Annotated in this window: 18 protein-coding genes; 9 read left to right on the top strand and 9 right to left on the bottom strand. The window is 42.9% G+C overall.

The genetic code is table 11. From position 1 onward, the window contains the following. Positions 1–44: 44 nt before the first annotated feature. From J4N24_RS04290 to J4N24_RS04305, 4 genes are all read left to right on the top strand, one after another. Complete coding sequence (locus tag J4N24_RS04290; RefSeq protein ID WP_207532421.1) at positions 45–1,367, top strand: serine hydrolase domain-containing protein; 1,323 nt, start codon at positions 45–47, stop codon at positions 1,365–1,367. 103 nt (positions 1,368–1,470) lie between these two features. Then, positions 1,471–2,268 carry an SDR family NAD(P)-dependent oxidoreductase gene (locus J4N24_RS04295; protein WP_207532422.1) on the top strand — a complete coding sequence of 266 codons (798 nt, stop codon included), beginning with the start codon at positions 1,471–1,473 and terminating at the stop codon, positions 2,266–2,268. A gap of 227 nt (positions 2,269–2,495) precedes the next feature. Continuing rightward, entirely contained in the window at positions 2,496–4,763 is a 2,268-nt protein-coding gene (katG, locus tag J4N24_RS04300) for a catalase/peroxidase HPI (RefSeq protein WP_207532423.1), read from the top strand. A gap of 202 nt (positions 4,764–4,965) precedes the next feature. Next, positions 4,966–6,600 (top strand): ABC-F family ATP-binding cassette domain-containing protein, encoded by a 1,635-nt coding sequence (locus tag J4N24_RS04305; protein WP_207532424.1) that lies wholly within the window; start codon positions 4,966–4,968, stop codon positions 6,598–6,600. Between the two features lie 109 nt (positions 6,601–6,709). Here the strand turns inward: J4N24_RS04305 and J4N24_RS04310 are convergent, their stop codons facing one another. From J4N24_RS04310 to J4N24_RS04320, 3 genes are all read right to left on the bottom strand, one after another. Then, the gene (locus J4N24_RS04310; RefSeq protein WP_207532425.1) at positions 6,710–8,014 is read right to left on the bottom strand and encodes an MFS transporter; all 1,305 of its coding nucleotides are present in this window, start codon (positions 8,012–8,014) and stop codon (positions 6,710–6,712) included. A gap of 30 nt (positions 8,015–8,044) precedes the next feature. Then, the gene (locus tag J4N24_RS04315) at positions 8,045–9,895 is read right to left on the bottom strand and encodes a glycoside hydrolase 100 family protein (RefSeq protein WP_207532426.1); all 1,851 of its coding nucleotides are present in this window, start codon (positions 9,893–9,895) and stop codon (positions 8,045–8,047) included. 75 nt (positions 9,896–9,970) lie between these two features. Next, positions 9,971–12,583 carry a TonB-dependent receptor gene (locus J4N24_RS04320; protein ID WP_207532427.1) on the bottom strand — a complete coding sequence of 871 codons (2,613 nt, stop codon included), beginning with the start codon at positions 12,581–12,583 and terminating at the stop codon, positions 9,971–9,973. 127 nt (positions 12,584–12,710) lie between these two features. Between J4N24_RS04320 and J4N24_RS04325 the strand changes: the two genes are divergently transcribed. After that, positions 12,711–13,733 (top strand): LacI family DNA-binding transcriptional regulator, encoded by a 1,023-nt coding sequence (locus J4N24_RS04325; RefSeq protein ID WP_369806195.1) that lies wholly within the window; start codon positions 12,711–12,713, stop codon positions 13,731–13,733. Between the two features lie 134 nt (positions 13,734–13,867). On the opposite strand, the gene J4N24_RS04330 is transcribed toward J4N24_RS04325, so the two are convergent. Both J4N24_RS04330 and J4N24_RS04335 read right to left on the bottom strand, forming a co-directional pair. After that, entirely contained in the window at positions 13,868–15,106 is a 1,239-nt protein-coding gene (locus J4N24_RS04330; RefSeq protein ID WP_207532428.1) for a hypothetical protein, read from the bottom strand. Between the two features lie 188 nt (positions 15,107–15,294). Continuing rightward, a complete protein-coding gene (locus J4N24_RS04335; protein ID WP_207532429.1) occupies positions 15,295–15,639 on the bottom strand; it encodes a hypothetical protein in 345 nt (114 codons plus the stop codon). 175 nt (positions 15,640–15,814) lie between these two features. On the opposite strand from J4N24_RS04335, the gene J4N24_RS04340 reads away from it, so the two are divergent. Further along, positions 15,815–16,246, top strand: a complete 432-nt coding sequence (locus tag J4N24_RS04340; protein WP_207532430.1) for a Fur family transcriptional regulator — start codon at positions 15,815–15,817, stop codon at positions 16,244–16,246. A 46-nt stretch (positions 16,247–16,292) separates the two neighbouring features. On the opposite strand, the gene J4N24_RS04345 is transcribed toward J4N24_RS04340, so the two are convergent. Further along, positions 16,293–16,682, bottom strand: coding sequence for a hypothetical protein (locus tag J4N24_RS04345; RefSeq protein WP_207532431.1), 390 nt, complete (start codon positions 16,680–16,682; stop codon positions 16,293–16,295). Positions 16,683–16,964: 282 nt separating this feature from the next. Here J4N24_RS04345 and J4N24_RS04350 point away from each other — a divergent pair, with 282 nt between their 5' ends. Next, a complete protein-coding gene (locus J4N24_RS04350) occupies positions 16,965–17,552 on the top strand; it encodes a hypothetical protein (RefSeq protein ID WP_207532432.1) in 588 nt (195 codons plus the stop codon). Between the two features lie 89 nt (positions 17,553–17,641). Here the strand turns inward: J4N24_RS04350 and J4N24_RS04355 are convergent, their stop codons facing one another. Further along, positions 17,642–19,828 carry a histidine kinase N-terminal 7TM domain-containing protein gene (locus tag J4N24_RS04355; RefSeq protein WP_207532433.1) on the bottom strand — a complete coding sequence of 729 codons (2,187 nt, stop codon included), beginning with the start codon at positions 19,826–19,828 and terminating at the stop codon, positions 17,642–17,644. A gap of 369 nt (positions 19,829–20,197) precedes the next feature. Between J4N24_RS04355 and J4N24_RS04360 the strand changes: the two genes are divergently transcribed. Both J4N24_RS04360 and J4N24_RS04365 read left to right on the top strand, forming a co-directional pair. Further along, positions 20,198–21,121 (top strand): alpha/beta hydrolase family protein, encoded by a 924-nt coding sequence (locus J4N24_RS04360; RefSeq protein ID WP_207532434.1) that lies wholly within the window; start codon positions 20,198–20,200, stop codon positions 21,119–21,121. Positions 21,122–21,145: 24 nt separating this feature from the next. After that, entirely contained in the window at positions 21,146–22,048 is a 903-nt protein-coding gene (locus J4N24_RS04365) for a helix-turn-helix domain-containing protein (protein WP_242691510.1), read from the top strand. A 583-nt stretch (positions 22,049–22,631) separates the two neighbouring features. Here J4N24_RS04365 and J4N24_RS04370 read toward each other — a convergent pair. Both J4N24_RS04370 and J4N24_RS04375 read right to left on the bottom strand, forming a co-directional pair. Continuing rightward, positions 22,632–24,155, bottom strand: coding sequence for a TROVE domain-containing protein (locus J4N24_RS04370; protein ID WP_207532436.1), 1,524 nt, complete (start codon positions 24,153–24,155; stop codon positions 22,632–22,634). A gap of 158 nt (positions 24,156–24,313) precedes the next feature. Then, entirely contained in the window at positions 24,314–25,768 is a 1,455-nt protein-coding gene (locus J4N24_RS04375) for an RtcB family protein (protein ID WP_207532437.1), read from the bottom strand. Position 25,769: the final 1 nt, after the last annotated feature.

The following is a 25,769-nucleotide window of genomic DNA, read 5'->3' on the forward strand; positions in this document are numbered from 1 at the left end:
TTGTAACAAAAGCAGCAGCAAGACTATCCAAACTTAAAAATCTTATGAAAAAAAACATCCTAACCTCTATCCTACTGTCTTTCACATCGTTCCTGGGCTTTTCTCAATCTTTGGATAAGGAAAAGTTGAACTCCTACTTTGATGCTCTTGAAAAGAGCAACCGTTTTATGGGAAGTGTAGCTGTCTCGAGAAATGGTGAGGTTATCTTTACGCGATCTGTCGGTTTCGCAGACGTTGAAACAAAAACAAAAGCTAACGAGAAGTCGCGATACCGAATAGGCTCGATAACAAAAACCTTCACGGCCACGCTGGTTATGATAGGGGTGGAAAATAAAAAGATCCTGCTGGATCAGACCCTGGACAACTATTTTCCCGACATAAAAAATGCAGCTAAAATATCGATCAGGAATTTACTCAACCATCGGAGCGGTATTCATAATATAACCGACGATGCCTCTTATTTAGGTTATCACACACAGCCCAAAACACAGACAGAACTTTTGGATCTGATCACCAAGGCAGGAAGTGACTTTGAACCGGACAGTAAAATGGCCTATAGTAATTCGAACTACATTCTATTGACCTTTATACTGGAGAAAAGTTTCGGGAAGCCCTATCATGAACTGCTGAAAGAGTACATTACCAAACCTATAGGTCTCGCGGATACCTATGTGGGAAGTAAGATCAATCTTCAAAACAAGGAAACAAGCTCTTACACAAGCGGTGAAAACTGGATGAAGTCAACGGAAACAGACCCTGCTATTCCACTAGGCGCTGGCTTTATCGTTTCCACCGCTACCGATCTTGTAAAGTTTCTGGACGCATTATTTGCTGGAAAAGTACTAAAGGCAGAAAGTCTGGAACAAATGAAAACGCTGAAGGATAACTTTGGGTTCGGACTTTTTCAAATGCCTTTTTACAACAAAAAAGGCTTTGGCCATAACGGTGGAATAGACGGTTTTAGTTCTGTTGCTATGCATTTCCCCGGTGATGGTGTTTCTTATGCTTTAACCTCTAATGGCACGAAAGTTAACAACAATGATATTAGTATTGCAGTATTAAGTGCGGTTTTTAACAAACCCTACAGCATTCCAGAATTTAAAAAAGCGTTGGAACTTAATTCTGAAGACCTGGATAAATATTTGGGCGTCTATTCTTCCGCAGCGATTCCACTTAAGGTGACCATTACAAAAAAAGACCGGACTTTGATGGGACAGGCAACTGGTCAAGGGGCAATTCCTCTTGAAGCCACAGAAAAAGACAAGTTTAGTTTCAGTCAGGCTGGTGTAGTTCTGGAGTTTAATCCTTCAGAAAAAACGATGCTTTTGAAGCAGGGCGGCGGCGAATATAAATTCAGCAAAGATTAATTTTTAGCTCAGCTGTCCATTAAGTAACGATTTAGAACCATATCGGGATCGTGGTATAGTTTTTATTGGAACAAGGCAGTAAAACGCTACAAATCATCTTACTATGGAAAACAATCAAAAATATGCACTGATCACTGGTGGAACTGCTGGTATAGGGCATGAACTGGCGAAATTATTTGCGAAAGATGGATACAACCTAGTTTTGGTATCCAGGAACGAGTATGAACTGGCACGTACCCAGGCGGAGCTCCAGGATCAGTATAAGATCCAGGTTCAGACAATTGCCAAGGACCTGATGAAAATGGAAGCCCCGTTTGAAGTTTACAAGGAAGTAAGCGACATGGGAATAAAGGTAGATGTTCTGGTGAACGACGCCGGACAAGGTGTGTATGGAGAATTTGTGGATACGGATATTAATCGGGAAATTGATATTATCCATTTAAATATTATGGCCTATGTTGTATTGGCCAAGAACTTTGCACAGGATATGGTGATCAGAGGCGGCGGAAAGATCCTTAACGTTGGTTCTATTGCAGGTGAAATGCCTGGTCCGCTGCAATCCGTTTACCATGGTACTAAGGCTTTCGTAAATTCATGGTCTGAAGCCATTCGTAATGAACTTAAAGATTCTAATGTTTCAGTAACTGTTCTGCTTCCTGGTGCAACAGATACAGATTTCTTCGATAAGGCAGATATGACGGAATCAAAGATAGTACAGGAAGGAAGCCTTTCAAACCCGGCAACAGTAGCCAAAGATGGTTATGATGCTTTAATGTCAGGAGACGATAAGATCGTTTCCGGACTGAAGAACAAAGCCATGGTGGCCATGGGGAATGTGATGCCAGATAGCATAGTTGCAGAAAACATGCGAAAGCAGCAAGAGCCTGTAAATAAGAAATAAATCAGTAGGCAAAGAGGAAGAAATCTATTCTTCCTCTTTGCCTTTTCCTATTAAAGCTAACCTGCCCTCCCTTGTCCCCTCTTTTCCTAATGACTTCGGGAACCTCCATAGATTTTAGCTATCTTGTATAGAACAAAGTGATTGTGAAAGCAAGTATTCTTGTCATAGCTTTACCTCATCAATAATTGCAAAAGAGCAGTACAGTTCAAATACTAAGTTCAACGAAAATGGATAATAACTCAAACGACATCAGCAAATGTCCGTTCCATAACGGCAGCATGAAAAATAATGTTGCCGGGGGCGGAACCCGAAATCAGGATTGGTGGCCAAAACAGCTTAAGCTTAACATCTTGCGCCAGAATTCTTCGCTTTCAAACCCAATGGATAAGGACTTCAACTACGCCGAAGCATTTAAATCATTGGATCTGGAGGCAGTTAAACAAGACCTCGAGGTATTGATGACGGATTCGCAGGACTGGTGGCCGGCCGACTTTGGGCATTACGGCGGTTTATTTATACGTATGGCCTGGCACAGTGCAGGAACATACCGGGTAACAGACGGACGCGGCGGTGGGGGCGCAGGGTTGCAACGCTTTGCTCCGCTTAACAGCTGGCCTGATAATGTTAACCTGGATAAGGCCAGAAGATTATTGTGGCCAATTAAGCAGAAATATGGTAATAAAATTTCATGGGCCGATCTGATAATACTGACCGGAAACGTAGCACTTGAATCGATGGGATTCAAAACCTTTGGTTTTGCCGGTGGTCGTGAAGATGCATGGGAAGCTGACGAGTCTGTATACTGGGGTTCTGAAAGAACCTGGCTTGGAGGAGATATACGTTATTCACACGGTTCAGAGGGAGTTGTAGAGAATGGAGGGGTTTTGGTGTCTGATGATAACGCTGACGGCAGTATCCACACCCGTGATTTAGAAAAACCACTCGCTGCAGTCCAAATGGGGTTGATTTATGTAAATCCGGAAGGGCCAGACGGAAATCCTGATCCGGTAATGGCGGCTAAAGATATACGCGATACCTTTGGACGAATGGCAATGAACGATGAAGAGACGGTTGCTTTGATTGCAGGGGGACATAGCTTTGGTAAAACCCATGGTGCCTCTTCCTCTGATCACGTTGGGGATGAACCGGAAGCTGCAGGAATGGAGGCGCAAGGATTTGGTTGGAGTAATAGCTTTGGATCAGGAAAAGGACCGGATACCATTACCAGTGGACTGGAGGTAACCTGGACGAAAACTCCAACGCAATGGAGTAATAACTTTTTTGAGAACTTGTTCGGTTTTGAATGGGAGCTTACTAAAAGTCCGGGTGGTGCACATCAGTGGGTAGCTAAAGATGCTGAAGAAATTATTCCGGATGCGTACGACAGCACGAAGAAGCACCGTCCAACCATGCTGACCACAGATTTGGCCTTGCGATTTGATCCTTCTTATGAGAAGATCTCAAGACACTTCTTAGAAGATCATGAAGCGTTTTCAGATGCTTTTGCCCGTGCCTGGTTCAAGTTAACCCACCGGGATATGGGGCCCAAATCCCGGTATTTAGGTCCAGAGGTGCCACAGGAAGATCTGTTATGGCAGGATGTAATTCCCGCGGTAGATCATGCTTTAGTAGATGAAAGTGATATAGCGAGTTTGAAACAGAGGGTTCTTGCGTCAGGATTAAGCATTTCTGAACTCGTTTCTACCGCCTGGGCTTCAGCCTCTACCTTCCGTGGTTCTGATAAACGCGGAGGTGCAAATGGTGCTCGAATCCGTTTGGCCCCACAAAGGTATTGGAGGGTGAACAACCCTGTACAACTGCAAAAAGTGCTAGCTGTATTGGAAGGCATTCAAAAAGATTTTAATAGTACTCAAACTACGGGTAAAAAAGTCTCATTAGCCGACCTGATCGTATTGGCAGGTAATGCAGCTGTAGAAAAAGCCGCAGAAGATGCCGGCCATCCGCTAAGCGTTCCTTTCAAGGCTGGTCGTATGGATGCTTCCCAGGAACAGACGGATGTAGAATCATTCGGTTATCTGGAGCCGCTTGCTGATGGCTTCCGTAATTATCGTAAACCAGGTCTTCGTGTATCCACAGAAGAACTATTAGTAGATAAAGCCCATTTGCTTACCCTTACTGCACCAGAACTAACGGTATTGATGGGAGGTTTAAAAGTAATAAACATCAACTTCGATGGTTCAGCTCATGGGGTCCTTACAACCCGTCCTGCTCAGCTAACAACAGATTTCTTTGTTAACTTACTCGACATGCGCACAGCATGGAAGGCTAAATCGGCGGACAAAGAAGTTTTTGAGGGAATTGATCGCTCTAGCGGAGAATCAAAGTGGACAGCTACAAGAGCCGACCTGGTAATCACTTCACATGCAGAATTAAGAGCGGTAGCGGAAGTTTACGCCAGCGCAGATGGGCAGGAAAAGTTCATGAAAGACTTTGTAGCCGCCTGGAACAAAGTAATGAACCTTGACCGGTTCTAGTGTAAATAAATAGAGAAAAAAGGGGCTTTTCCAATTGGGTAAGCCCTTTTTCATATAACCTACTAACTCTGAAACAAGTCTTGAATTAATAACATCCGGGGTCGTCCTATCTCTGGAATAAATTAGCATAGCGATTATAATCCGGAGCAGGTATTATTCTAAATTACACTATCTTTGCACCTCATTTTAATATCCTGATTTCGTGATTAATGTAAATAATATTTCCGTTTCATTTGGCGGAACCACCTTGTTTAGTGATGTAACTTTTCCTATTAACGAGAATGATAAAATAGCCCTGATGGGGAAGAATGGTGCGGGCAAATCAACCATTTTAAAAATAATTGCAGGTGCTGCCAAGCCAACCACCGGTACTGTTACAGGACCAAAAGAAGCAGTGATTGCCTATTTGCCTCAGCATTTGCTCACCCAGGATAATGTTACCGTTTTTGAAGAAGCATCAAAAGCTTTTCAAGAAGTGCACCAGATGCAAAAGGAGTTGGAAGAGCTGAATGAGCAACTTACGATCAGAACAGATTACGAAAGCGACGATTACATGAAGTTAATTGAGCGCGTATCAGAGCTGAGCGAGAAATTCTACTCTGTTGAAGAGACGAATTATGATGCTGAAGTAGAAAAAGTATTAAAAGGATTAGGTTTTCAACGTTCAGACTTTACCCGTCAAACATCGGAGTTCTCTGGGGGATGGCGTATGAGGATTGAATTAGCTAAGATCCTATTAAAGAAACCGGATCTGATCCTTCTGGATGAGCCTACCAACCACATGGATATTGAAAGTATTCAATGGTTAGAAGAATTCCTGGTTAATTCTGCCAAGGCTGTAATGGTCATTTCCCACGACAGGACCTTTGTTGATAACATTACTAATCGTACTATCGAGGTTACTATGGGCCGGATCTACGATTACAAGGCTAAATATAGTCACTACCTTCAATTGCGTGCAGAACGCCGGGTACACCAAATTAAAGCTTATGAAGAACAACAACGCTTCATTGCCGACAACCAGGAGTTTATAGACCGGTTCAGAGGTACTTATTCAAAAACCCTTCAGGTACAATCAAGGGTGAAGATGCTGGAGAAGCTAGAAATCCTGGAGATTGATGAAGTGGATACTTCGGCATTGCGATTGAAATTCCCACCTTCACCGCGTTCCGGTCAGTATCCGGTTATCGTGGAAGAGCTAAGCAAATCCTATGGAGATCACGTAGTATTCGAAAAGGCTTCCATGGTAATTGAGCGGGGAGAGAAAGTGGCCTTTGTGGGTAAAAACGGAGAAGGTAAATCAACCATGATTAAAGCCATCATGGGCGAGATCGATTTCGAGGGAAGCTTAAAAGTTGGTCACAATGCCAAGATCGGTTACTTTGCGCAGAATCAGGCTGCCTTGCTGGATGAAAATTTAACCGTTTTTGAGACGATCGATCAAATTCCTTTAAGTGATGGATCTATCAAAATTAAAGACCTTTTAGGTGCCTTCATGTTTAGTGGCGACGATACCACCAAAAAGGTTAAAGTGCTGTCCGGAGGCGAAAGAACGCGATTAGCAATGATTAAACTCTTACTGGAACCGGTAAACGTATTGATCCTGGATGAGCCAACCAACCATTTGGACATGAAGACCAAAGACATTATTAAAGAGGCTTTACAGGATTTTGATGGCACGCTGATCCTGGTATCGCACGATCGTGACTTCTTAGACGGACTGGCTCAAAAAGTATTCGAATTTGGTAATAAACGCGTGCGCGAGCACTTTGAAGATATAAAGGGCTTCCTTGCTTATAAGAAAATGGCTAGCCTGAAAGAGATCGAACAGGGTTAGTAAAAATAGACTTTGTAAGGGCCAGCTTGCAAAAGGTGAAACGCTGGATAATAAAAAAGCAGCAAGAAATGTGATTTCTTGCTGCTTTTTTATTATGGAAGTTCGAAGTTCAGGATCTGCTCATATTCTTATTTTTGATAAATACTACAGAAATGGCGGCCAGCACAAGCATAATTCCAGCCTGTTTAATTGCCCTTCCTGGATCGCCATGGAGCAAGGAATTATAATACAAGGGCATGGAAATATTCTGAAGCAACATAGGGATTACAATGAACATATTAAATACACCCATATATACTCCTGTACGCTCTTTCGGTATACCGCCAGCCAGTATTACGTAGGGATTCCCCATCATACTTGCCCAGGAGAGTCCCATTCCTATCATTGGAATAAACACCATTGCCGGGTCTTTAATGCCTGGCAGAATAAACAACCCGATTCCTGCAAGAGTTAAACACGCAGCATGCACATATTTCGCATGGTACCTTTTAGCCAGGGCAGCCAGGCCGAATGCGGAGACAAAGGCAATAAAGTTGTAAAAAGCACCGATCTGTCCCGATAACAAATCAGCATTTCTGAAGGCGTCCGCCCTGCTGGCGAAGACTGTTGTGGATAAGCATTTGGCAATATAGATCCAATAAATAAACATAGCATACCAGCTGAAGAACATCATCGGTATCATTTGCTTCATAACAGGTGGCATATTTTTCAAGGCCTGCCAGATATCGGTAAATACTGCTGAAGTACCTCTGGGACTTGCCCTAATCTCGTTAAGTTCTTCCTCGCTTAAGGGTATTTCTTTGGTAGTCTTTAAGGTCCAAAGAATAGACGAAAGCGAAAAGACTGCACCTATCACGAAAGCAATAAGTGTTGTAATTGGGATATGGTTTTCATTTTCAGCGAGCTTACTTACTCCGCAAAAGATCAGAATTGAGGGCGTTAGGTAAGATAGGGTTTGTCCTAAACCGGTAAAAGCACTTTGTGTTAGAAAACCGATAGCATGTTGCGACTCATCCAGCTTATCGCTTACAAAAGCTCTGTAAGGCTCTTGAGTGATATTGTTAGCTGCATCTAAAATCCATAAGGTACTGGCGGCCATCCAGACGGAGCTGGAATAAGGCATAATGAACAAACAAATACTGCAAAAAATTGCCCCGATCAGGAAAAACGGAGTCCGCCTCCCCCATCTGCTAACCGTCTTATCGCTCATTGCCCCCACAATAGGCTGCAGTATCAATCCAGTGATGGGCCCGGCAAGCCATAAGTAGGGTAATTTACTTTCTTCAGCTCCGAGGTATGAGTAGATCGGGCTCATGTTAGCCTGCTGCAAACCGAAACTGTACTGCAGACCAAAGAACCCGAAGTTCATGTTTATTATTTGCCAAAAGCTCAGCTTCTGCTTAAATATCTTCATCTTTTGTTAGCTATAAACGTTTAAAAAAGTTTAGCTCAGCATCTTGAAGCTACTGTCAAGAATAACGCTGGCAGAAGTTTTTTGGCCTTGAATAATTGCGCTTTCTTTTGCCAGTACTCGCTCAATAAAATCGGTTACTTCTTCCCTGTTACGGTTTATACGGTTGCTCCTTGTGTCAAGGTAGCTTGTATCAATAAAAATCTTGCGGTCAAGATTTTCAAGTAAGGTGGTGTAAGTCCCTTCAACAATAACTACCTGAATGCCCGCAATGTTAATATCAACCTCCTCTTCTGTATCTGTTTCCCAGTTCATCACCGGAATAGCAATAGAAGTTGCGGTCCTCTTTTTGATGGTGAGAATATGTTGCTCAATAAGATCCAATCGTACTTCCTGAGGACCTATGTGGTCAAAGCTGTTCTCCCGTGCCAGATGGTTCTGCCTCGGCGGAAGTTTAAAATACTCATCCTGATGAAGGATCAAACTTTTTATTCCCTTGCTTGCCAGTATCTCCTGTAAAAGTTTGCTTAAAGTTGTTTTTCCGCATCCCGATTCTCCGGCTATGGAAACGGCTATAGGACAGGGCGACGTCTTTCTGAATAAGTCGATCACTTGTTTTGCAAGCGGAAGGACTGAAATACGCAAACCTTCAAGCAAAGCATCGGGGAGGATCAGATCGTTTATAAAAGAAGGTTTGCTGATGGAGTTGTGTGCTATCAAATAACCGGATGCACTGAAGCAAAGGTTATTAACACCTCCAGGTTTGCCATTATAATAATTGTAATACTCAGCAAAAGGATTTCCGGAATGATGGATCTTTGACTGTGCAGCCAGTGCCTGACTTAACAACTCTGCTGTATCTTGTAATCCGGCACGGATAAGTCCTGCCACAATGAAACCATTTACCACTGGCCATATCCCTCCGTTATGAAAATGGCCAGGAGCATTCTTGAAACGGTAACTGTTATTTATCTTCAAAGCTTCAAACCAGTGTCCCTCTTCTATCACTGGCCAGAATGCAGGAATCCCCCTGTTACCAGTCTCTGAAAACGCATTTTTTAAAGCCACTTCAAGTTTTTCCGTGCTTTGAGCCGAAGGAATACCCAACATGAGCAATAAACCAATGGACCAGCCATCAAATTGCTCCAACCGGTCTCCAGGAGAAAAGGAGGCGATAAAACGCTCAGAAATGTCGAGGCCTGCCAGCTGCTGCAACTGAACCTCGGTAAATAAAGATGGGTTAGCCTCTTCCTCCATCAAAAAATGTTTCTTGATGGCCTTCTTAACCAGTTCGGCTTTGTGCCTCCATTCTTCGTTCCTGAAATACCTTCCCGCCACATAGAGAGCCCAATACCGAAGCACTTGATCGTAAAGCACATAGCCATGAGTTACATACTCGTCGGCCCAGTTGCTGCTCATAGGAAGGTACATCAAATTTTTCCCGTTAAACTCCCATGCCTCGGCCAACTTAAAAATAGCTTCGCACTGCTCCTGTATAAGTCGCTCAAACTGGATGTTACCAAATTTATTTACCAGATGGACACTACCTATGATCCACCAGAAACTCGCATCCGTTCTTCCCGCTACCCCTCCAAAACTTACCGATATAATTTCCCCCTGCTCGTTAAGTTTAACGTTTGAAGGTATCTGACCATTTGATGCCGCTGCCTTTAATAACAGGAGATAAGATCTCTCAATGGTAGGATAAAGGTTTTCCAGAGAAGAGGCAATAATAGCTAAACCACTTACCGCGCTATCCCTAGCCCAAATGTGACCGTAATTTTCGCCAGCGCCACCCGAGGCTGAGATCCCGTAAGGAGAAGAGGCTTTTTCCAAAACTTCTTCAGCTTCCTTCAACAACCCGGTGCTTTTATTTAACTCCATTTGATTCCAAAATTGATAAACCCTGGCCCCTGTGCTTCTGGGAGGAAGCAAGAGGCCGAAGGGAAAGATTAAAGATTAAAAATTATAAGAAAGACCAGCAGCAATAGTACGTCCTGTTACAGGCCTTGCTCTGATAATGCTTGTGCCTGTTCCTGATATCTCGCCCTCTTCAGATTCAGTGATACCAAGAGTATTGAAAACATTGTTTGCGTTTAAGGTACCTGTGAAGCGTTTGGCAAACCTATATGATACGAAAGGATTAACGAGTGTATAACCAGGTAGAACAAGTTTATTGTTATCCTGCGCATAACTCTTTGTTGTTCCAGAGATACTTAATCCAGCAGTGAGGTTATTGTATTTATAAGTTGGAGTTAGATTGAAAATAACATCTGCTTGTCTTCTTGGCCTGTTTCCTTTATTCAGGCCAGAATTGATACGGGCATGAGTATAAGTGGTGCTTCCGCGAATTTCAAATTGCTTAGAAAATTGGTGGACACCCTCAAACTCCAGACCATAGGATACATAATCGTTTTCAATTACCCGTTGAGTAGTAGCTTCCAATCCGCCATTTTCGTTCACGTTCGCATAAAAACCTGTCAGGAATAAACCTCCTTTGTTGTATTTGTATTTATACCCTAGTTCCGCTTGCTTGATATCGTCTACCACTCCCACAGCTGAGCCGTCGGCAAGAACGTTTGGGGTAAATAAGATCCGGTCAGCTTTTGCTGTTGCACCTTTACTGTAGCGACCAAAGATAGCTTGAGCCTGAGATATCATGAAATTAGCCCCAGCCGAGTAAGAAAGATACTTATACCCGTAATCTACAGGAGAAGCGGCAGCCTGGTTAATTGTAGAAACACTTTGTTCCGCTGCTGAAATTTTTCCGTCACCATTTATATCATAAGAAGTCTGTTTGTTTCCAGCATAGCTTCCAGAAACATTTCCCATGTCATAACGGGCACTCATATCAAGGCTAAGCGCTTTAGTTACAGGAATGGACAAGCCAGCATATGGTGCAGATGTGTTATAAGTGGTGTTATAATTCCTGTGCAGGTTACCCCAAAGAGGAACCCCATAAGCAAATTGTCCATTTTCGCTGATATTAGTGCCAGAGGCTGAAACAATGTCAAGAGCCCTTGCATTTTCCCCGGATACTTCCTGAACGTAAGAGTTCCATAACCAAGAAGTCTTTATATTTTGACGGGACTGATAAAATCCTAATGCCAGGTCTGCATTGCCCACTCGTTTCTTCAACTTAAAGTCATTTACAAGATTGTCCAGATTATTAAGTTCAGTATCGAACATGTGGACCACCATGGCCTTGCTGCCGCTGAAGGTTGTACCATTATCTGCATAGACTAAGCGTCCGCCAGTTAGTACACGATTGGTAGCCCCGCCTACAGCACCCAGAATTTCAGATGTACTTCCAATCATTGCCGGAAAAGGCGAAATAAATCCTCCGGAATTGGCTGCGTAACGCCCCCTGTTTTCAACTGTCCATCCCAGGCCCAGCTTAAAATTGAGTTCCATTCCTACCGATTTCGATACCGGATTCATTCCATTAGAAACAGCCTGGCTGCGTAGACCGTTTAATCCCAGGCCCGCACTTCTCTTGATAGCATCGGTCTGCATTGCCCCATTTTTAATATCAAAGCCAGGTAGTGAAGAAAATTCAGGATTATCATTAGATCCTGTAACCTGGATCGGAAGTGGCATGTAGGCTACTGCCTTATCATCAAGATATTTGAAATATACACGCGCAAAACCTCCATTGAACGTCTTGGTTAAGTTAAGCTTGATCTGGCCCCCTTTATTTCCCGCAGAACCTGCAGTACGAGGACCCTCCCCTTGTCTGTAGAAACCTGCAGCATGAAAACTAAATCCTTTGCCCAAGGGTGCTCCATAGCTCAGATCTGTCCGAATATTCCCATAGTCTAACCCAAAGGAAGTTGCTATAGTCCCGCCAGCGGTGGAGCCGGTTTTGGAAATGAAGTTTATGATTCCCGAAGGTGAGTTGCTTGCCAGTGTAGAAGCAGAGCCTCCGCGGATTGCTTCAATCCTTGCCACAGACTGATCAGCTCTGAGAAACATATCAGAGGTACCAAAAGCAATATCGCCAAATTGAAGAAGCGGCAGGCCGTCCTCCTGCAGTTGGAGATATTTTGAGCCACCCGAGGAGATAGGCACACCGCGAACGGTAATATTGGTATTCCCATCACCCGCAGAAGCTTCAGTTTTAATCCCCGGTATTGCCCTGAAGATCTCTGCGGTGGTACGGGGAGCTGATTGCATCACCTCTACACCTTTAAGCGTGCTAACTGATAAACTGCTGTTCAATTTGGTGCGCGGGTTGGCGGTTCCGGTAACCACTACTTCCGTTAAAGCCAAATGATCTGATTTGAGGGTAATAACCAGGTCTGTTTTGCTGCCGGCAGAAAGGTCAACTTCTTCCTGATGAGCGGCAAACCCCGTGTAAGTAACTACTAAATTAAGTTTTTTAGCCGGTAGATTTTTAAGGAGGAATTCTCCATTAGAATTAGTGTTCGTTCCAGTGCCATTCACCTTAACACTTGCGCCAGGAAGTGATTCTCCGGCAGCGCTGACAACTTTTCCACCTAGTGTGGTGCTCTGAGCAAAGATCAGGGTGCTGCTTAGCAGAAGCAGCATGGTTAGTAAAATCCTTTTCATTTAATTTATATTTCTTGGTTTGTTATTTTTGGTGAAGTGAAGTTAGCAAGAGCAATTGACCGATTTAGTGTATTTAGGCCTTCTGCTTCCGCAAACATTTTCGCAAACATTTCCGCAAACGATTGTTGTGGAAAAAAGGATTAAACAAAAGGTATTGAAGGCATCAGTAACATTAAAAAAACTAGCCGATATGCTTAATCTAAGTGTATCAACTGTTTCCAGGGCTCTTAAAGACCATCCCGATATTTCTGAATCAACAAAACAAAAGATCAGAGACCTGGCGGCTGTTCTTGAATACGAACCAAATACCTATGCGATCAATCTCCGTACAAACGGTAGCCGGGAGTTTGGGGTAATAGTCCCCTCAGTATCCAATTACTTTTATCAATCGTTCATTAGTTCGCTGGAAGAGGAAGCCCGTTTATATGGCTATAGCCTCTTGATCCTTCAATCGGGAGATGATCCTCTGATCGAACAAGAGAATTTAAAACGATGCCGCCAAACCAGGGTGGCGGGCGTTTTTGTCGCTATTACTTCTTCAACGGTAGACCTTACTTCATTTTTGAAGCTCACTGAAATTGATATTCCAGTAATCTTTTTTGATAAAGTACCATCTTATGAGGCTTGCAATAAGGTATGTGTTGGAGATACATCGGCGGCAGTTCTCGGAGCAGAGGCATTGGTTCAAAAGGGGAAACTAAATATCCTTGCGGTTTTTGGCGACCCACGGATGTCTATAACCCGGAAAAGAGAGGAAGCATTTACCCATGTTATTGAAAAGGCTGAATTAGAAACAACATTAACGAAAGCTTATGCGGGAAGTTTTCTGGAAGCCCTTACCGTTACCGAGGAGTTGTTAACGAAGGCAGAAAGACCAGATGCGATCTTTTGTATGAGCGACGAAATACTTACAGGAGTGATGAAGTGCCTTCAAAAATTGAACTTAAAAACCCCACAAGATATTGGAGTTATCGCTATCAGTGATGGTTTTATTCCAACACTGTATTACCCTGAAATCACTTATGCTGAAACAAGCGGGACTAAATTAGCAAAACTATCATTCACCCGCATGCTCAGCTGCTTGTCTGGTAGCCCTTTTGTTCAGGAACTCCGGCTGGACTCTATTCTGGTAGAGGGCGGTTCTTTATAAAAGTGCCTACAAAACCTGTTTCACCTGGTCCTGGTATGATGCTAATGAATTTATCCGGCTTTCTGAGAAACTATGTCTAAAGCCAGGTAAGGTTAATCCCCGGTAAACTCAGCCGAGCCTCCGGGGATTAGTTCTTAGTGGCTGTCGTTGCTCTCAAAACCGAGCAAGGTTAGCCTTACTGGTTTGGAAGAAACTTTGTGTTTAGTTACCCTGCTCAAGTCTTCAAGACTGATCTGATGCACCTCACCAAATGCCGGAACGGCAACATAGGCAAATTTAGATGTTGCCTCAAGTACTGGCTTATAAGTATCTGTAGCGTTAACTGGAGAAATCACCGTGCCTTCCTTTTTCAAAGTTCCGCTAGAAAGATCATAAACGCGAAGTTTACCGTCCAGTGTAAGCACCAAAAGGTTTTTTCCAGCGTAGTCTACCTTACATTGAAAGGCATCATTACCAGCATATATCGGTGTGATCCTCTTGCCATTCACATCAATTAGGTAAGCACCTTTAGTTGCCACAAAGCCAATGAATTTTTTAGCCGAAGGAGCATAATAAACACTGCCCAGGCGGAAGGCACCAAAACCTTCAGGATTTGGGATCATGGATTGCTCGCCCGATTGGTTCACTACTAATACTCCCCCCGCTGTTGCAGCAGCAGAAGTAAAACCACCGAAGACCGCTACCGTACCGTCACTAGCATTCCCATGTATAGATCCGATCTCCATAGTAGAGGGATGCACCACTGCCCCACTCCTGTTAATAATCTGAATACGATTGGGAGATGTGCCGGCAGCGCTGGCAGTAGTCACCGCATAGGTGCCATTACTGAATTGCGCCATTGCGCCATGATGAGGCTGCAGGCCAGCATTTATCACCTCGAATTTAGCACCCGCTTTATTAAAGTTCTCTTCTTTGGCAACGCTCAGCGTTCCATCACCATCATTAAAGATCAGCGCTTCGGTTCCTTTGCTTTTGAAATGGGCCGGCTTAATTCCATCAGCAGTAATAGAAGCCCATTTTGGGTTGCCCACTACATCAATATGGTCTACATGCGAGGCAAGACCGCTGTCAAATACTTCTACTAAGTTCTGGCTTTGATAGAACACAGCAGCGTACCTGCCTGATGCTGTACCATAAAGATTAGCCAGTGGATACTTGGCATTATAGGGTGTTACCGTAGCTGCTGAAGGATCAAGCAGGTTAAGTTGATTACTGAGTTCGTCGCTAACTAATACGCGCACGTACTGATACTCTTTAGAGGATTCCTGAGAGGGTTCAGGCTCGGGTTCATTGTTGTCTTTCTTACATGCGGAAAAGGCTGCCGCAATGATTAGCATTACACTTAGTTTTCTTAAGTTGTTTTTAATGTTCATGGATGTGTATTTATATAGATGAAAAATTATTGTTGATCGTATTTGCCTCAATAGAATAGCACGCCAGACCTTAAGGCATGGCAAAACATCGCTTACCAGATTTGCATTGTGCAATCAGATAACATGATAAAAGGATGAATTAATCCAGCATTTAGTGAAGGATCAGATGTAGTAAAGATTACTATTAATTAGGAAAGACTTGGGGGACCTTTATTGGAAAAGCCTTGTAGAGTAAATTTATAGATACCAGCAACTACCGGACCTGAAAGTTCTATGGCTTTGGGCAGAGGTGCAGACAGCACGATTGAATTGGAAACGCAGAAAGGCTCCTTCCGGGTACGAGTAAGAAAATCACAAATCTTGCACTTCTGAATAGAAACCTCAAAATGCTGCTTGGTTTTGTCTCCATTACCAGCGAGGGCATATTGATGATGAGCGTGAAATACCTCCAGTAAATGAACGCAGAGGAACAATAGCAACAGCATAGCCGAAACCAGCCTTTGCACATGCGTAATATGTATTTTCTTCTGCATCTTATTTATGCAACAAAGTTGCATTTAATTATTATACAATCCAAGTTGATTGTAATTTTTAATCAAAGCGAATTGCTTTGCTTCTAATAACGCTGCCTATTTATCAGAAGATTCTAAAGCCAGCTATTCGTTCATCTAGTTTTACCTGCAGAAATACTTAGATTTGTGTAAGCGTATGAACGATGAATTGAATGACCTCCTGGAGAAACACGGCCTAAAAAAAACAGGGCCACGCGTTAAAGTACTTTCTGTGCTAAAATTAAGAGATACTGCCGCTTCTCAGCCGGAACTGGAGGAAATCATTGGCAAAGAAATCGACCGGGTTACACTATACAGAGTTTTAACCGCATTTGAGGAAAAGGGAATCATTCATAAAGTGTTGGACATGAATGGTACAGCGAAATATGCTGTATGCGACTCATCCTGTACCGACAAGCAACACAAGGACGAACATGTTCACTTCAATTGTACATTATGTTTGAATGTCTATTGCATGGATACCTTGCATATCCCTCAGCTGGTGATACCTGCAGGCTTCACTTCCCAGGTAGTAAACATGATGGTTTACGGAATATGTGATAAATGTAATTTGAAGCTCAAGGGATAGCTTTAATTCAGCCCCAGCGGCAATCTTAAAAAACTCCTTTCGACATTTATCTTATCCGTGAAAAAATAAGGACTTTTCTATTGTCTAAACTATCCACAAAAAAGTTTCCAATCCTGATTTCCTGGTTTTTCGAATCTACATTGAAGTAGTAATTATTCCCATCCCATCTACTGGACGCCATCCATTTTAAGTAAACGCTATCTTTCGCGATCTCGTAAGAATAAGGTCCGGATAAGTATTTGGGTAAAACCAATCCGTTTCTCATTTCGCTTCCTCTGTTCAACATAAATGAAGAACCGTCGCTGTTAAAAACCAGGGTGTCTGCTTTTCGAGTTGTTTCCACCCATGTTCCGGAAATTGGAGCTTCCTCAGCAGGGTTCTTTTCGCAACTTACCAGGAAAAGGAATAATAGTCCAGATAACAGAAAATTTTTCATGTAGCAATACTTTAATTTAGATAATAAGTTTAGTTTGTGGTTTATAATCAAGCTAATATAAGCAGAAGAAATAAAATTTCCAGGAAAATAATTATTGTGAGCGAGTAGGTCGGAGTTAGCAAATGGAATTTTAAATAAATACCAAGTAAGCTAGAAACCACAGCAAGAAACACGAAAAATATAATTTTATCTCTTTAAGATTCAGGGCCTAAACATACGTTTGAGTTCCCATGCGATATTCCCCTGCAACTTCGTCTTCAGCATTTCGTATTGGACGCCATTATGAAACTTTTCTCAACAACAGCATTATTATCGTTTCTTTTCTCAGTATCATTCTTTCATGTATTTGGCCAGCAGGTTGATAGGAAAGATCCAGCCTTACGGTTTTTAGTTCGCGGAGGTTTGGATTTTGGAGGTGATAAGGTTGCAGACATTGACTTTGAAGATGGAAGTAAGCAATCTGTACCAGCGGGTCAGGGTGGTTGGATTGCAGGCGGTGCAGAATATCAAGTTCCAGCTATAAAGAGATTACTATTTCATGCGACCGTTGGATATAAGTATGTGACAACCAAAGCAGACAATGCACATATCCGCTTAACAAGAGTGCCACTTCAATTCGCTGCTAATTTTATGGCCACTAAGAAATTACGCGTCGGTGCGGGAGTCATGTCTCATCAGGCTGTTCGATTTAAAGCCCAAGGTTTTGCTGATGATTTGACTCTCCGTTCTACAACAGGCCCCACGTTTGAATTAGCCTATGGTGCTCTGGGTGTAACTTATACAAGCTTGAACTATAGGGATCAAACGGATGAAAAGTACTCAGCTAGCTCGCTTGGCGTTTCGCTAACTCTTGCATTTCCTAAGCGATAACGTTGTTCTTTCTCATGGAATGTCTCTGGCAAAGTTACAATAGACTAAAGCTTCCTGTACTATAGGCTCTCCTACCATCCGTTCATTCCTTAAAGATTCACCCTTAATTTATCAAAGAGCGAATCGGGAGTGAACGGTTTCGTCAGAAAATCTGTCATTCCGGCCTCGAACACTTTTTCCTGCACTTCTGCCAAAGCAGATGCTGAAAGTGCAATGATTGGCAGTTCCCGGAATTTAACATCTGTTAAACGACGGATCTCTACAGTTGCGGTATAACCATCCATCACCGGCATCTGCAAATCCATTAATACGAGGTCATAATCTGTTGCCTGTACTTCATTTAAAGCCTCCAGACCATTCTTTGCGACGCCGAAGCGTATGTTCCACTTCTTTAGAAACTGCTTGGCAAGCAACACGTTCATCGGATTATCGTCTACAATAAGGACGTTCTTACCAGCCAGGAGCTTTTCGTCGGGCTTTGCGGTGATGATTATTTGCCTTTGTTGATCAGCCGCGTTTTTCAATTCCAATTGAAAGGAAAATACGGAGCCTTCGCCCGGCGTACTGCTTACACTTACATCGCTTTTCATTAAACGCAGTAGCTGTTTGGTGATCGTTAGTCCCAGTCCCGAGCCACCGAATTTACGAGTGGTATCAGCGCTGGCCTGTGTGAAGCTTTCAAAGATCTGATCAATTTTATCTGGGGCGATGCCGATTCCTGTGTCGGATATCTGGAACAGGATCTTTGTATAGTCTTGTTCCCGAATCAACGTTTCTGCTATAATTTCAACCCGGCCTTTTTCTGTGAATTTAATAGCATTGCCTACGAGGTTTACAAAGATCTGGCTAAGACGCACCGGATCTGCAAGAACGGGTGGCAGACTTTCCTCTGGTAGGGTTAGCACCAGATCAATGCCCTTTTCTGTGGCCGCATTTTTAAGAGTAGCATAGATGTTCTGGAGAAGGTTGTTAAGATCTACTGGTGTTTCTTCAATCTGAAGCTTGCCTGATTGTATTTTGGAGAAATCAAGAATATCATTGATCAGTACCAGCAAGTTTTCAGCAGAAAAACGTTGTATTCCCAGGAATTCCTTCTGATCCTCCCGGGGGTTATTCTGAAGCAGAAGGTGGGTGAAGCCGAGGATGCTATTCATAGGTGTTCTGATCTCGTGACTCATTGTGGAGAGGAACTGATCTTTGGCAACTGTTGCCTGCTCCGCAGCTTCCTTAGCCTTCAGGAGGGCAATCTCCGTCTCCTTCCGTTCAGTAACGTCATTAAACAATAGAATCTTGCCTCTGATACGATCTTTCTTATCATACAAGTCACTGATGCTTAAAGCATAAGTTTTACTCGTGGCGCCTTTATCTATAGTAATCTCGGTTTCTTTAGAAATGCGATCGATGGATTCGAGATGGGGAAGCAATTGATGTACGTCACGACCAGACAACGTACTTGCATCAAGAGCGAGGATACTCGACATCTTGGGATTAAAATCAATTACCCGTTCTTCCTGATCAATCACCAGCACACCTTGCTGAAGCGCTTCAACGATCTGTTCCCTGGCAATTGGCAGGATGTTAAACAGCTGGTACTTCAACAGTGCAAAGGTGAAACAAAAGGAACTGATCATAAAGGCAAAGGGAGTCAGGTCGATCCCATTATCAGGTCGAACACCCAGTAAATACAGCATGTTAAAAAACCAGGGAACCAAGGCTCCTGCTACCAAAAACCGCTTTTGCTTTTTCAGTAAGATATCATTCGTAACCTTACTTTTCAACAGCAGTACTATGCTAAGTAAGAGTACAAGGTAGTAATAGATAGTGAATACGATATACCAGGGACCTGTTTGGAATTTGAACAAGTTGAAATGGTCTTGTTTCTCGAGGTATACCTTTGTGTAATGTAAATGGTGCCATTCGTTCGTCCATACCAGAATGACCGTAAGTAATGGTATCAGAAAAAGAAGCGAGATGTATGGGACTTTTAAGTAGTTTTCCTTACTCAGAAACTTTAACACGAAAAGCATCCAGAACGCCGGCAGGAAGGCGATGCCCAGGTATTCTATCTGAACAATCGTGGTCATGCGGGCGAGATCGGTCTGCAGTAATTCCAGGGCGTAAGCGAAAGCCCAAAGCGCTGCAGCAAGCATTAAATAGCCCAGATACTTCCCAAGCGACCTCACTTTTGCAAACAGGTAAACCGGTAACAAAGTAGTTAAAATACCGCAGAGAAAAAGGATTATGGAATAGCTGTTTGTTTCTACAGGTAGCATCATCAAAGTTTACGAAAAACTTTTGTTTATGTTTTATTTGCCGGAAATTTCGACGTTCTTATGATTTGCCGGCAAGGGCTCGCAGTGAATTTCCTTCAGAGTTGATCTAGGCTACATTTTGTACCTCAGATCCATTATCAAGCAACGCAGGAATACTCCATCAGGACGACCTAAAGGACGGACTCACCTTTGTACAATCTCAATAACCTTTCAAGGATTGCCCTTTCTGCCGGAAAATTAGTTTTGCTAGCTAGTACATGAACCCTATTCGCTAGCTTTTCCTCGGTTTGGCTACGTAATGCCCCGATTTCACTAAACCGGGGGGACGATGGTTGATGACCTTTGCCTATATCAAAATTTAATCTATAACAAATGAAAACGCAAACACCCATCATCAGCTTCAGTCCGGTTGTATTACCTGTACAAGGACGCCACGTAGACCTTGAAATGAAAGTTTCTGCTCCTGCAAGCGGTAATAATCTGCCAATCATCCTTCTTTCGCATGGCCATGGCCCCTCTAACTTTCTTTCTTCATATAAAGGATACGCTCCCATGGTAGATTTTTTTGCGAAAGAAGGCTTTGTTGTAATTCAACCTACTCATCAAAATTCCAGGGCGCTTGCGCTTTCCTCAGACCTTCCTGAAGCACCTTTGTTCTGGAGTTCACGAGCAACGGACATGAAATTTATCCTTGATCATTTAGACGAAATTATCTCCACCGTACCTGGTCTGGCCGAAAGGGTCGATAAAGCAAAAGTTGCTGCCGTGGGCCATTCTATGGGCGGTCAGACAGTCGCCATGCTTGCCGGCATGGAGGTAAGCGATCCGGCAACAGGTAAAATAGTGAATGCCGCCGAACCAAGATTAAAGGCATTGGTGCTTATTGGCGCCTCTGGTGGACCTGAAGGATTTAACGGAGTCAATAGACAGCACTATCCTGTGTTGGCAGCTGGCGATTTTAGCACCATGACTCTGCCCGCACTTATTGTAAACGGGGATAAGGACATCAACCTCATGTTCTCGGATGTAGACAACTGGAGAGCAGACGCTTACTATCATAGTCCGGGCCCGAAAGACCTGCTGACCGTATTTGGAGCAGAACATATTTTCGGTGGCATATCCGGGTATGATGCCCGCGAGACAAGTGATGAAGATCCGGAACGTGTTGCCTTTGTATGTAAAAGCATTCTTGCGTATATTCGGAGTACATTCGATCCAAATGATCAAAGCTGGGAAGAAGCCAGGAAAACCCTTAACGGTGTAGAGGGTGCATTAGGCAGCATTGAAAGTAAATGAAAAACAGGCAATATGAAGAATGAAATGTCTAACCATAGATTCAGTTCTTTATCAAGGTTGCATAAGGCGCTGGACATCCCGGCACCTATGCACCCATTGGTAAGTTTGATAAATAATGCTGCAGGAAATATTCCGCTGGCAAAACTTCCAAGTCCCCATATTTTAAATTTTTACAAGATCTCGTACAAGATGAACTTTCAGGGAAAGTTCAAATACGGGCAACATTACTACGATTTCGAAGAGGGGGGAATGTTTTTTGTTTCGCCTAATCAGATCACAGGGGGGCACGCACCACTTAGTGATCAATCTGGTTATACTTTGCTTTTCCACCCAGATTTTTTACTGGGTCACGAACTCAGCAGAAAGATCAAAGAGTATGGATTTTTCTCCTATTCTATTAACGAAGCGCTGCACTTATCAGAAAAAGAAAAAACCACCATTATTTCTGTTTTTGAAAATATCGAAGAAGAATTAAAAGGCAGAATTGATAATTTCAGCCAGGATGTTGTGATTTCTCAGATCGAATTGCTGCTGAACTATTCCAATCGATTCTATAACCGGCAATTCCTTACACGAAAGGCAGTAAGCAGCGATCTCCTTCAAAAAGTAGAAGAGATTTTACACGATTACTTTCAATCATCACCCAACAAAAACCAGGGGCTCCCAACTGTTCAATTTCTTTCAGAGCAGTTACATGTTAGTGCTAGTTATTTAAGCGATATGCTACGATCACTAACGGGGCAAAATACTCAGCAGCACATTCATAACCACCTGATTGAAAAGGCAAAGGAACAGTTATCGACGAGCGATGCTTCGATAAGTGAAATAGCGTATGAACTAGGTTTTGAACATCCACAGTCCTTTAGTAAACTTTTCAAGCTCAAAACCAATGTGTCGCCTTTGGATTTCAGACGGTCTTTTAATTAAAGTATATTGGGATAATAATAAAGGGTAACAGGTAGTAAATGTCTGTTTCTCCATGTTTTACCATTAAATTATTCCCCTTAAAGGGAAGCCGGAATCGAACCGGCATCCTGGTCGTGGAATCGAAGTAACATTTATTGACGACACCTTTAGTTTAAAAGGCTACAGCTAATAACAGACTGGGTTACACCCTCGTGGACAGCGAAGTATCTGTTAATCACGGCACTTTTAATTTTAAATTTCTTAAAAAAGAAGGGCAACAGTTTATTAGTGACATTACATGCTCTACCAACTGAGCTACCCTTTCGGGGCCGGACTCGAACCGGCGACCTTGTCGTCCCAAGCGAAGTAACACTAATATACGGCACCTTCTTTTTAAGGAGCAATAACTGAACGGGATGGTGTTTCATTTTGAGCGAAGTATCCCAATTCCACGGCATCCTTAATCTTTAATTCCGATTCAAAAAGCTACAGGTGAGCCGGGCCGGGGACCGCAAAGAGGACTCGAACCTCCATCATGATGATCCATCACAATGCCCACCCCTATTGGAGCGAAGTAACCCGGCTCTACGGCATTTTTGATTTCCTAGATTTCCATTTTTTCAATTTCATGCACCGCAGAATCTCCCTTTTCGAGAGCTGCAAGCACCTCGAACACCTTATCACTCCAACCCGCAATCATAAAGACAGAGTCTTTCTCTAGCCTTACGGGTGTATTACCATAGCCCTTGAGATCGAACAGGTACAGCTTTGCTTCAGGAGCAACTTCACTTTTATATCGCTTCCATAAAGATTCGATGTGAGTATTACCATAGCTATTCCATAGTTGACAGTCGGTAAAAAGCATTACTTTATCCATTTTCACTCTCCTGTTTAAGATGTCTTGTACGACCAGATAACCATTGGTGGAATAGCCCACTTCACCTTCTCTTCTATAGAATTCCTGAACGCTACCAAGTATGTTGCTCTTTGAAACCGCAATTGTCTTCCAGGTATCACCGAACATACCGGTTACTACATTCTTACAGCGATTTTGCAAAAGCATAGCCAGCATCAGGCCTACGTCATACAGCAGAACCTTCGACTTAGCCGAAACAGGCATTTGCATCGAACCGGAAACATCACAGGCTAGCAGCACCTTCGTTTCGGGATCAAAGCCCTTAATGTTGATAGCACTTGCCTGTACTGCTTTTTCCAGCGCTTCCAAAACTTCTCCCCCAAAGCCGTTACTAACGGTTAATAGCTCCCGATAGGCAGATAAATACCTGAACGGAAATTGTTTGGCATTAGCAACCTGCTTTTCGGAGGAAAGCACCTCGCATGCTTTTCTAATGCTTTCGTAGGAGACACCTGCTTCCAGGATATTTCTCAAATTTCGCAGCAGTGCCATATAGCCAAGTTTACCGCTGTTGATAAGCTCTTCCCACTTTGCTTTAAAAGCCTTCAACTTCACCTTATCGTTTGCGAATTGCTGCTGACCAAGAGAAGAAAATTCAGTTTCCCATGTATATGGAGTTTCTAAGTCATCCTTTACGATCTTATCGAATATCAATTGCTGCGCCTCATCCTTAGCTTTAGGATGAACAAGAAACAGGGCATCCCGAAGTTTAATCGCAGTATTCCGGTTATATTTCGCAAACTGGTATTCGTCAAAATTGTTGAACGCCACTGATAAACCTTTCTGTAACTGTTTCGATAACCGATTCAATTTCTTTACTCCGGTCCGGTCATTCATCATCTGATAGCATGCCAGAAGTTCTGTTATTTCATCGGCCCTGGAAACTACCTTTGGGACTACTTGTGAAATTAGATTGTCTCCCGAATGAATCTTTGCTAACTCAGTTATTAAAAGTAGTGGTACAGAGCGCATGTACATTTTATGCCTTGCATATAACGCTAACTTTGCAACAAAAAGGGGATTGTTCTTTGCAATAAGATCTCTCAGACGCAACAATCTTTCCTCATTCTTTTCGTAAAAAGAATCGTTTAAAGACCATGTTACAACCAGCGAATACAATTCCATCCGGGCATTGACAGCGAAAGCTTTTTCACCTTCATGGTTTTTCACAATTACCGGCTTCTTTTTTCTGTTGAGTATATTAAAGATCATAAATCCTCCTTTTTATTATGCATCAAAGTTGAATGCTTGCTGCGCAGTGTTTTTGCGCAGTAAAATTTATTTTATTTTTTTATTAATTGTGCAGATACGTGTGAGAATCAAAGCGAGAGCTGGCAATTTCAGTATCTTGAAGAACTATGTGGAATGTGTCAGTCCTCAGGTCTTTCCTTAGGGTCGGCCATTTTAACTATTCTTGGTTGAAATGATGCCAATACTTCTACGAGATCTGTTTGAGCTGCCATTACGGTATGAATATCTTTATACACCATTGGCGCTTCATCCAGATCCGAACCTAAAAGAGTAATTTTCTTACTTTCAAGTTCCGCTTCCACAACTTCTTTTCGGATCGTTTTAAAAGCTGCGCTTCGGCTCATTAATCGTCCAGCCCCATGTGACGCAGAATTTATGGACATGTCATTCCCTTTTCCACGAACCACAAAGCCGGGTGTACTCATTGACCCAGGGATGATACCCAACACTCCTTCACCTGCTGGAGTAGCTCCCTTACGATGTACCATCACTTCCGTACCATTAGCCAGCTTTTCTTTCCACGCAAAGTTGTGGTGGTTTTCAATCCGAATTACTGGTGAAACTTTCAAAGACTTTGCTATTTTATCATGGATTTCGTGATGATTTGCCGACGCATATTCGCCCGCGAGATTCATAGCAATCCAATATTCTTGTCCTTCTTCTGAGTTCATATCCAACCATGCCAAATGCTTTGCTTCGTGGGGCAGCTTCGTCTTCTTCATTGCTATTTCTGAATAGTAATTTGCAATACTTCCTCCAAAGCCCCGTGATCCTGAATGCGATAATAAAGCAAGGTATTTGCCTGCAGGAATTCCTTCCAGGGCTCCCTCTGTCAAAGTTAATTCACCCCATTCCACAAAATGATTTCCTGTTCCGGAAGTCCCTAATTGAGTATATGCCTTGTTCTTTAGAGACCTGATAACTTTTGTCGCATTCCACTCCGGCTTGTCGAATAAAGAAGCATCATGGTAATGACTAACTACTCCCCCCATTCCAAATACCGTATGGTTTTCCAAAAGCTTTTTCAAGTTATCCTTTTCGCTATCCACCAGCTCTGATGGAAGATCAAAAATGCTCAGGCACATTCTGCAGGCAATGTCTACCCCTACAGCAAAGGGTATAATAGTGTCAATTGAGGTGGCTAGAACTCCGCCTATAGGCAAACCATAACCATGATGAGCATCAGGCATTAAAGCCCCTGCTACTGCAATTGGCAATTTCATTGCCGTGTTCATCTGTGCCAGGGCTCCGGCTTCTATATGTTCTTTTCCAAAAACCCGAAAATCTAGTAAGCTTTCTCTTAATGCATGGTTACTTCGTTGCTGTTTTACAAACATTCCTTCTTTACGAAGGTCCATTACCTTTTCAGCCAGGTTTTTAAACTTGCCTCCCTTTTGCATAGCATAAGGCATCGGATCTTCAATTAGAGATTCCATGTTCGACAAGATTATTTCCTTAGTCATTACATTGTTTTTTAGCAAACCATTTGCAACGCGACTAAAGCTTACCAGTAACTCTAATTCTGTTACACCTAAAGCGCTGATTTCGCCGTTGCTGATTTTTTCTTTTTCCATG

Origin of the sequence: Desertivirga arenae (genome assembly GCF_017355785.1) — a bacterium.
GTDB lineage: Bacteria > Bacteroidota > Bacteroidia > Sphingobacteriales > Sphingobacteriaceae > Desertivirga > Desertivirga arenae.

Excerpts from the sequence above, each read along its gene's own strand:
- J4N24_RS04295 (WP_207532422.1), top strand. The coding sequence starts at position 1,471 with ATGGAAAACAATCAAAAATATGCACTGATCACTGGTGGAACTGCTGGT.
- J4N24_RS04375 (WP_207532437.1), bottom strand. The coding sequence starts at position 25,768 with ATGGAAAAAGAAAAAATCAGCAACGGCGAAATCAGCGCTTTAGGTGTA.
- J4N24_RS04355 (WP_207532433.1), bottom strand. The coding sequence starts at position 19,828 with ATGATGCTACCTGTAGAAACAAACAGCTATTCCATAATCCTTTTTCTC.
- J4N24_RS04350 (WP_207532432.1), top strand. The coding sequence starts at position 16,965 with ATGAAACTTTTCTCAACAACAGCATTATTATCGTTTCTTTTCTCAGTA.
- J4N24_RS04360 (WP_207532434.1), top strand. The coding sequence starts at position 20,198 with ATGAAAACGCAAACACCCATCATCAGCTTCAGTCCGGTTGTATTACCT.
- J4N24_RS04320 (WP_207532427.1), bottom strand. The coding sequence starts at position 12,583 with ATGAAAAGGATTTTACTAACCATGCTGCTTCTGCTAAGCAGCACCCTG.
- J4N24_RS04370 (WP_207532436.1), bottom strand. The coding sequence starts at position 24,155 with ATGATCTTTAATATACTCAACAGAAAAAAGAAGCCGGTAATTGTGAAA.
- J4N24_RS04290 (WP_207532421.1), top strand. The coding sequence starts at position 45 with ATGAAAAAAAACATCCTAACCTCTATCCTACTGTCTTTCACATCGTTC.
- J4N24_RS04345 (WP_207532431.1), bottom strand. The coding sequence starts at position 16,682 with ATGAAAAATTTTCTGTTATCTGGACTATTATTCCTTTTCCTGGTAAGT.
- J4N24_RS04330 (WP_207532428.1), bottom strand. The coding sequence starts at position 15,106 with ATGAACATTAAAAACAACTTAAGAAAACTAAGTGTAATGCTAATCATT.
- katG (WP_207532423.1), top strand. The coding sequence starts at position 2,496 with ATGGATAATAACTCAAACGACATCAGCAAATGTCCGTTCCATAACGGC.
- J4N24_RS04335 (WP_207532429.1), bottom strand. The coding sequence starts at position 15,639 with ATGCAGAAGAAAATACATATTACGCATGTGCAAAGGCTGGTTTCGGCT.
- J4N24_RS04365 (WP_242691510.1), top strand. The coding sequence starts at position 21,146 with ATGTCTAACCATAGATTCAGTTCTTTATCAAGGTTGCATAAGGCGCTG.
- J4N24_RS04310 (WP_207532425.1), bottom strand. The coding sequence starts at position 8,014 with ATGAAGATATTTAAGCAGAAGCTGAGCTTTTGGCAAATAATAAACATG.
- J4N24_RS04340 (WP_207532430.1), top strand. The coding sequence starts at position 15,815 with ATGAACGATGAATTGAATGACCTCCTGGAGAAACACGGCCTAAAAAAA.
- J4N24_RS04315 (WP_207532426.1), bottom strand. The coding sequence starts at position 9,895 with ATGGAGTTAAATAAAAGCACCGGGTTGTTGAAGGAAGCTGAAGAAGTT.